The organism is Bacillus salacetis (assembly GCF_003581585.1).
In the GTDB taxonomy this organism is placed as follows: Bacteria; Bacillota; Bacilli; order Bacillales; family Bacillaceae_B; genus Rossellomorea; species Rossellomorea salacetis.
Genome location: NZ_QXIR01000045.1, coordinates 24,853 through 32,743, shown reverse-complemented (window position 1 = coordinate 32,743; position 7,891 = coordinate 24,853). Strand labels below are relative to the sequence as shown.

General features: G+C 44.9%; 7 protein-coding genes. 5 read left to right on the top strand and 2 right to left on the bottom strand.

The features are described from left to right. Positions 1-297: 297 nt before the first annotated feature. Positions 298-570 (top strand): hypothetical protein, encoded by a 273-nt coding sequence (locus tag D3H55_RS21950; protein WP_119549457.1) that lies wholly within the window; start codon positions 298-300, stop codon positions 568-570. Between the two features lie 136 nt (positions 571-706). On the opposite strand, the gene D3H55_RS21945 is transcribed toward D3H55_RS21950, so the two are convergent. After that, positions 707-1,309 (bottom strand): hypothetical protein, encoded by a 603-nt coding sequence (locus tag D3H55_RS21945; RefSeq protein ID WP_119549456.1) that lies wholly within the window; start codon positions 1,307-1,309, stop codon positions 707-709. 193 nt (positions 1,310-1,502) lie between these two features. Further along, positions 1,503-1,904 carry a YndM family protein gene (locus D3H55_RS21940; RefSeq protein WP_119549455.1) on the bottom strand — a complete coding sequence of 134 codons (402 nt, stop codon included), beginning with the start codon at positions 1,902-1,904 and terminating at the stop codon, positions 1,503-1,505. 257 nt (positions 1,905-2,161) lie between these two features. Between D3H55_RS21940 and D3H55_RS21930 the strand changes: the two genes are divergently transcribed. From D3H55_RS21930 to D3H55_RS21915, 4 genes are all read left to right on the top strand, one after another. Continuing rightward, positions 2,162-3,631 (top strand): protein adenylyltransferase SelO, encoded by a 1,470-nt coding sequence (locus D3H55_RS21930; protein ID WP_119549453.1) that lies wholly within the window; start codon positions 2,162-2,164, stop codon positions 3,629-3,631. Between the two features lie 247 nt (positions 3,632-3,878). Continuing rightward, complete coding sequence (locus D3H55_RS21925) at positions 3,879-5,912, top strand: bifunctional diguanylate cyclase/phosphodiesterase (RefSeq protein WP_168413219.1); 2,034 nt, start codon at positions 3,879-3,881, stop codon at positions 5,910-5,912. Between the two features lie 274 nt (positions 5,913-6,186). After that, positions 6,187-7,218: a Delta(5) desaturase DesA gene (gene desA / locus D3H55_RS21920; protein WP_119549451.1), complete on the top strand. Its 1,032-nt coding sequence runs from the start codon at positions 6,187-6,189 to the stop codon at positions 7,216-7,218. A gap of 80 nt (positions 7,219-7,298) precedes the next feature. Continuing rightward, positions 7,299-7,826, top strand: a complete 528-nt coding sequence (locus D3H55_RS21915) for a response regulator (protein WP_119549450.1) — start codon at positions 7,299-7,301, stop codon at positions 7,824-7,826. The last annotated feature ends 65 nt before the right edge of the window (positions 7,827-7,891 follow it).

The following is a 7,891-nucleotide window of genomic DNA, read 5'->3' as shown; positions in this document are numbered from 1 at the left end:
GTCCGAATCAGGGGTGGATTCGGACAGAATTGGCTGGCGTCAGGGGAAAGAGTCCGAATCAGGGGTGGATTCGGACAGAATTGGCTGGCGTCAGGGGAAAAGAGTCCGAATCAGGAGTGGATTCGGACAGAAAGCGCGGAAACCAAATAAAAAGAGTCCGAATCCTCCACAAACCCTCTCCCTGCCAATAACAAACTGGCACTTTTCAATAATAATAATCACTGCAGCCGTTTCAAATCCCCTCAAAAAGGTAAATGTAATAGAAATAAGTTCAATACGTTAGGAGAGATAATGAGTATGCAAAGAGTCGAAGCCCATTTCAGGAATGAGAACGAAGCGGAGGATGCGAAAGCAAGCCTGCAAACTATGAAGGTCAGAGATGTAATGGTGGAAAAGGTCCCTCAATCAAACAGAAACCTGTGGGACCTGATCAGGGATACATTCAGCAGGGAGGATACTTTTAACGAAGACCACCATGAACCGCATATTGTGGAGTTCCAGGTGGAGGAAGGGGACTACCCGCTGGCGAAGGATGTTATTAAGAAAAATAATGGTTATATCCACTCATAAGAAGAACCCGCTGCCTTTGGAAATGAGAAGGCAGCGGGTTTTATTTTTTAAGAAATTTATGAACTTCAGCACCAAGCCCTGCCTCGTCATTTTTAGCCTGTCTGGACTGGCCGGGGGCAAGGTTTTTTACATCCATTTACTGTGGAAGGCTTGTCTGGCCGACAGGGTCATTCGCCATTCCGGTTGAAAGCTTCTTTAACCCAGCGGAGACTGTTTTTACAATCAGAATATACATAATCACCAATGCGATGTCCCCTATATAGGAGATGAACCACCATGTACTGTAGGACTGTTCCGCAGGCTGCCCGGATAGAACAGTGTTGAGGATGGAGGTAGGAAAAATCAGAAGGTATAAGACCGGAACAAATCCAGCCAGGCGCGCACCCAGGTTATTTGTAGAAAACCTGTCTTTAAAATAACGTGCCATTGTAGAATAGACGTTCCAGATTCCATACAGATTGTAGAGCGGTATCATCACACGGGCCAATGCTCCGCCGGGTGTGATGGGATAGGAGGAATCCACTTGTTGCAGATGTTTGTGTATTTTAAATAACCAAACAAGATACAAAATGGTATAAGTAATGGAAACCATTCCTAAAATAAGTGAAATTAGTGCATCGAACAGAAGGAAGGCTTCCCCCGCCCCTGCTATATTCACTATGAGTATATTGGCGATCAGCACCGCGGATAAACCGATATCCGTCCACAGAAAACCTTCTATTACTTTTCCTAACCTCATTATGCTCCTCCTTAAGTAACCTGTTTTTTCAAATAGATGGGTAATTATCCCTGCTCATATTAGCATAATATTCCTGTAAAAATAAGGATCTAAACCACTTTTATAAAAAAACTATGAAAATAAAAAAGCACAGGGGAGTGGAACCCTGTGCTTTGCTTTGGAGTGTATGTTTGTTAGTGATTTTTATTGAAAATCAATTGTTATGAACGGGATTGGAGTGATACAATCTATTCTCATTGAAAACGGAATGGTCGAGATATTTATGGAAGAACCATTCACCTGCTGCCAGAACGACGGCTGAAACCAGGGAAGCGAGAACCACATTTTGATCCGGGAACATTGCTATACCCATGAACCAGAGGATAACAAAAGCCAGTCCGGCATCAGCAAGGGTTGCAACTGTATTGCGTTTCTTCTGTTCGCCGTTCATCCGCTTGAATACCATTAAATCTCCTAGTACATAAGCGCCAAGTGTCAATACAACACTAACGATAAGCATGTCGGAAACTTCGACTCCGAATATCCCGGTAAGAATAATTCCTAACACAACGGCAATCATGACAAACTTAATGGCTATTGCTTTGATGTGTTCCAAATTGATTCCTCCTTTGAAAGATTTAGTACATATATACCCCGAGTCATTCCGCGAAATCGCAATCCCTGCTGAAAATTATTTCCAATCGAAGGGGAGAGGGTGCTTTAGCGCATTAACGCAAGTGGGGACAGTCCCCACTTGCGTTAATGCGCTAAAGTATATATCTGGATGCGAAAGTATAATAAACAGGCAAAAACAGAAAATAGAAGCAGCTATGTTAAGATGGAAGCAAAGTCACATTGATAAAGGAAGATTGTATGACAAACTCTAATAAATCAAAGCAGGCTGGATGGAACTTGGATAACAGCTATAGCCGTCTGCCCGGCTCTTTCTTTTCAGTCCAGAAGCCTTCTCCTGTGGAATCGCCTGAATTAGTCGTCCTTAATGTCGAGGTTGCCGAGGAGCTGGGACTAGATGTTGATATAGTAAAAAATGCAGCCGAAGTGTTTGCTGGGAATGAGCTGCCTGAAGGGTCTGAACCCATTGCACAGGCATATGCGGGACATCAGTTCGGCCATTTCAACATGCTTGGGGACGGCAGAGCAGTGCTTCTTGGTGAACAGATCACTCCTCAAGGGGAGAGAGTTGATATCCAACTGAAAGGCGCTGGAAGAACACCTTATTCCCGCGGAGGGGATGGAAGGGCAGCTCTCGGACCTATGCTCAGGGAGTATATCATCAGTGAAGCGATGGATGCACTCGGAATCCCGACTACCCGCAGTCTGGCTGTCGTCACCACGGGCGAAGGGATCATCAGGGAAACGGATCTGCCTGGCGCGGTCCTTGTCCGTGCTGCCCAAAGTCATATCAGGGTTGGAACCTTTCAATTTGCTGCCAATTTTACCGAAAAGGAAGACCTGAAAGCGCTGGCTGATTATACGATTGAAAGGCATTATCCAGAGCTTGAGGAGGAGGAAAATCCTTACTTATCATTGTTGGAAGAAGTCATCAGCAGGCAGGCGAAGCTGATCTCCCAATGGCAGATGGTCGGGTTCATCCATGGTGTGATGAATACGGATAATATGGCGATCAGCGGAGAGACGATCGACTATGGCCCATGTGCATTCATGGATGCCTTTGATCCTTCCACGGTTTTCAGTTCAATCGACAGACAGGGCCGTTATGCTTATGGAAATCAGCCGCCTATCGCAGGCTGGAATTTGGCAAGGTTTGCGGAAACATTGCTGCCGCTTCTTCATGAAGATGAAGAAACGGGCTTGAAGATGGCACAGGAAGCGATATCAGAGTTTCCTAAACGCTTCCATTCAGAATGGATGGCTGGAATGAGAGCCAAACTGGGATTGTTTAATGAGGAAGCGCAGGATAAAGAGCTGATTGATATTCTGTTGAGTAAGATGCATGAGTATGGTGCGGATTATACGAATACTTTTGCTGCACTCACATTTGATCAGCCTGAGAAAACCGACTTGTACGGGAAACCTGAATTCGACAGATGGTATGCCATTTGGAAGGAAAGACAGGAAAGGCAGGATGAGACGGCAGAAGAAGCACATGAATTGATGAAGAAAAACAATCCTGCCGTGATCCCGCGGAATTTCCGTGTGGAAGAGGCCTTGGAGGCTGCCGTTGAAGAAGGGGATTATAGCGTCATGGAGAGGCTGCTTGATGTCCTCATCGAGCCTTATGCACATTCTCCCGGGCAAGAGGAATATGCCAAGCTGCCGCCTGACCCGGATGAACCCTATCAAACATTTTGCGGCACCTGACAATTTGGAAAGTGAAATCCTGCCCTGCTGCCAACAGGGCAGGATTTCTTTATGTTCGGGATCCTTTAGCGCTTTAAAGCGGCCGGGGACAGTCCCCACATACGGTGACGCGTTAAAGCGACGGGGGACTGTCCCTCAATGCTTTAAAGGGGTAAAGTAACTCGATAAAGGTTTGCTGGTTTTGACCGATATTAAAGGAGTAGTCCATCTCTTTTAAAGAAAAGTAGGTTAAGATATGAAATTCTCTTTGCCAGATACAGAAACAATCTATTTGCTCGAAGGTGAATACTCCCTTTGGATTGTCTTACTTTCCGTTGTTATCGCTTGTTGTGCATCTTTTACGGCACTGTCCATGAATCAGAGGATGCAGCAGACAAGCTTTTTTTCACGTAATTTTTGGCTGATATTGGCCTCGGTGGCAATGGGGCTCGGTATTTGGTCCATGCATTTTATCGGTATGAGCGCTTTTATGATACCTGTATCGATGAGCTACAATATCCCGATGACAGTGTTGTCCATAGTTCCGGCTGTTTTTGCCTCCTATTTAGCTTTTTATTTTGCCAATAAGAGGAGCGTAGCCCATTGGTCCAATCTTATCGCAGGGATCATTATGGGACTTGGAATCTCTGCGATGCATTATATCGGAATGGACGCCATGATCATGGATGCAGACTATGTCTACAGGCCGTGGATTTTCCTTGCCTCCATTGGAATTGCTATAGTCGTATCATATGTTGCATTATTTATTTTTTCCAGATTACAAAAATATATGGGGAATCTGCTCATTAAGATCGGCACCTCTGTGGTCATGGGGCTCGCAATTACAAGCATGCATTATACGGGAATGGCAGCTGTGATGTTTTATTCATATGTACCGGTTTCAAGCCACTCCCATAACATGCATATGGATATGCCGCTCCTCATCATTTCAATCACTACAGGGATAGCTATCCTCCTGCTTCTCTCCGGCTTGACGAGTTTGCTGGACCGTTATGTAGATTACCGTTTGAACTATTTCGATTCCCTTACACGGTTTCCCAATCAGCGCCAGTTCGAAAAGGATCAACTGACCATTGGAGAAGTGAAATCTTTAGCTGTCCTTCATATTCATAATATGGAAAAGTGGACGAATGCCCAGGGGTATGTCTTTGGCGACAGCATCATTGAAGCAATAAGAGATCTTATTCAGCTGCATCTTCCTGCAGATACCAAGGTCTATCGGATTGAGGGGAATCGGTTTGCGATCCTGTTTCTGGGTGAAAAAAAGATTGATAAATCCAAGGAAGTATTGGAAAAACTGATGTCCGCTATGAAGCGTCCGATGAAAGCAGGAAATCATCATGTCTTGATTGACATGGTTTGTGCTGTTTCCCATTCAGATGAAAGTCAGGAAGCGCGGGAACTTTTCTCCCAGGGTATGGCTGTTCTTCAGCACCCTGACCTTGCATATAACCATGCACTGGTCGAATATGATCCCGTCATCCACACATACAGCTTGGAAAGGCAGCTTATCAGGGATATTGACAAAGGGTTAAAAGAAAACGAACTCTTTGTGGTGTATCAGCCCAAGATTCATCCGGTAACTCGGGAGATTGAGGGAATGGAAGCATTATTGCGCTGGGGTCATCCGGAGCACGGCATGATTTCCCCTGGCGTGTTCATCCCTATATTAGAAGCTAATGGAAAGATTTTTGATGTGACCGATTGGGTGATTGAGAAGGTGTGCAGGCAGATTTTCCAGTGGCAGCAGGTTGGAATGCCCCTGCATCAAGTTTCAATCAATATCCCCGGACCGTATGTGACTTCGCCAAGCTTATTGGGGGTCCTGAATTATACAATTTCAAAATATAAAATTGACAGCCGGCTCATAGAGCTTGAAGTCACCGAAACAAGCGTCATAAATGATATTGAGAATGCCATCATTGCGGTCCGCAATTTTCGTGACCTTGGTTTCTCTGTTGCACTGGACGACTTTGGAACGGGGCTATCTTCATTATCCTATTTGAGGCAGCTTCCCATAGCCACTATTAAAATTGATAAATCATTTGTGGCGGGAGTCCCGGAGAATGAGAAGAACTCTTCTGTTCTGCGGGCGATCATCACTTTATGTGACTCCCTGAACCTGAAGGTCGTTATTGAAGGAATTGAAACAAGGGAACAGGTTGAATTTGTGAATTCGATGTCTGAAAATCCACTCATACAAGGCTACTATTTCTCCCAGCCCCGAACCGCCCATGACATCATGATCTGGATGAAAGAAAGAGAAGTTTTAGTACATTAACACTTTAAAGCAGCCGGGGACTGTCCCCGGCTGCTTTAAAGCGTTAATGCACTAAAAAAAGGGATTCTGCCGAGGAAATAACCATTAAACGTGCAAGAAATATCCGTCCAAGAAAAATAATTGAGATTATTTTATCCTCCAAAACCCAGCAGCGGCAAGGGTTTACCTCCCCGATATGACAAATGTCATATCTCTCATATGACATCTACTACTTACCCATGATGGTTTATCTTACTATAATGAAATCATCAACAAACGAAGGGAATTCTACTAAATGACAAACCTGAAAACCTTAAAAAAAGAAATCGCCCCTTATGAAAAATCAACGATGAAGGAAAGTGTTTGGCAGGTCATCAATACGTTGGGACCGTTCATTTTATTGTGGATTTTAGCTTATCAGAGCCTTTCTGTTTCTTATTGGCTGGCTCTCATTCCAATGGTGTTCGCTGCAGGGTTCTTGGTCAGAAGCTTCATTATCTTCCATGACTGCACACACTATTCATTCTTTAAAAGCAGACGCGCCAACCGTATTTTTGGTACCTTGATCGGCGTCTTATCTTTGTTCCCCTTTGACCAATGGGGTCACGACCATACAGTCCATCATGCTACAAGCGGGAATTTGGACAAACGCGGAACAGGGGACATCTGGACACTTACCGTTAAGGAGTATGCTGAAGCACCTTTGAAACAGCGTTTGGCGTACCGCCTTTATCGCAGTCCGTTCGTTATGTTCATTCTCGGACCGATTTATGTATTTTTGCTTAAAAACAGGTTTAACAGGAAGAATGCCCGCAAGAAAGAACGCAATAACACCTATCTGGTTAATATCATCATCGTCGCCCTGATTGCTTTGCTTGGCATAACATTGGGATGGAAACCGTTCCTTCTTGTACAGGGAACCATCTTCATGATTTCCGGTTCTGCAGGGATTTGGCTGTTCTATGTTCAGCATACCTTTGAGGATTCTTATTTTGAAGAGAATAGCGAATGGCAATATGTACTTGCGGCTGTTGAGGGAAGTTCTTTTTACAAGCTGCCAAAAATCCTGCAATTTTTGACAGGGAATATCGGTTATCATCATATTCACCATCTGAGCCCGAGGGTGCCGAACTACCGATTGGAAGATGCCCATGCAAACACTGAGGCGTTGCAGCATGTACCGACGATTACTCTTATGACAAGCCTTCAGTCCCTTCGTTTCCGATTATGGGATGAAGAGAAAAAGACCTTCGTCAGTTTCAGGAAAGGCATCAAGTCTGCAGCAGACAACCGCCGTCTCACCGCAGAGGCGAAACCAGAGATTTAATAGTCCGGATTCTTGTTGGCTCTCTTCCTGCTGCCGGAAGAGAGCCTTTGCTTAGGAAAGCCGATAAGGAGAGAATACACATGATTCGCATAGTGATAGCAGAGGACCAGGAATTTTTACTCGGTATCATTGGATCCCTGCTCAACCTCGAAGATGATATGGAAGTTGTCGGACAGTCAAGTGAAAGGAAAGAAATACTGACTCTTGTCGAGAAGCTTCAGCCGGATATTTGTCTGATGGATACTGTTATGCATTCAAAAGAGGGTTTTTCCGAGGAATTAAGGACAGCGGGCTGTAAGCTTCTGATCCTGAGCACTTTCCCGGAAAAAGGTTATTTTGAAAAAATCATTAACATGGATGTCAGAGGCTATCTGCCTAAAGACAGTTCCAGCGAGGAGTTTGTATCCTCCATCCGGTTGATACTCGACGGGGGGAGAATTTATTCCCCTGAGTTGATGGAGGGGAATCAGGACGGTGCATTGGAGGAAGCAGCACCTTCACCTGCCGGCCTGGATACCCCGCAGCGAAAACAAAATGGCAAAACCATAGAATCAGTCCGTGGCTACTTTTCGGCTTTTAAGGATAAAATGAAACTGCCAGCAGGATAATTGAAGGCTTTAACACATTAACGCGCCGGGGGACTGTCCCCCGGCGCGTTAATGCGTTAATGAAG

Coding starts and splice junctions, on each gene's coding strand:
- D3H55_RS21950 (WP_119549457.1), top strand. CDS start 298: ATGCAAAGAGTCGAAGCCCATTTCAGGAATGAGAACGAAGCGGAGGAT.
- desA (WP_119549451.1), top strand. CDS start 6,187: ATGACAAACCTGAAAACCTTAAAAAAAGAAATCGCCCCTTATGAAAAA.
- D3H55_RS21945 (WP_119549456.1), bottom strand. CDS start 1,309: ATGAGGTTAGGAAAAGTAATAGAAGGTTTTCTGTGGACGGATATCGGT.
- D3H55_RS21930 (WP_119549453.1), top strand. CDS start 2,162: ATGACAAACTCTAATAAATCAAAGCAGGCTGGATGGAACTTGGATAAC.
- D3H55_RS21915 (WP_119549450.1), top strand. CDS start 7,299: ATGATTCGCATAGTGATAGCAGAGGACCAGGAATTTTTACTCGGTATC.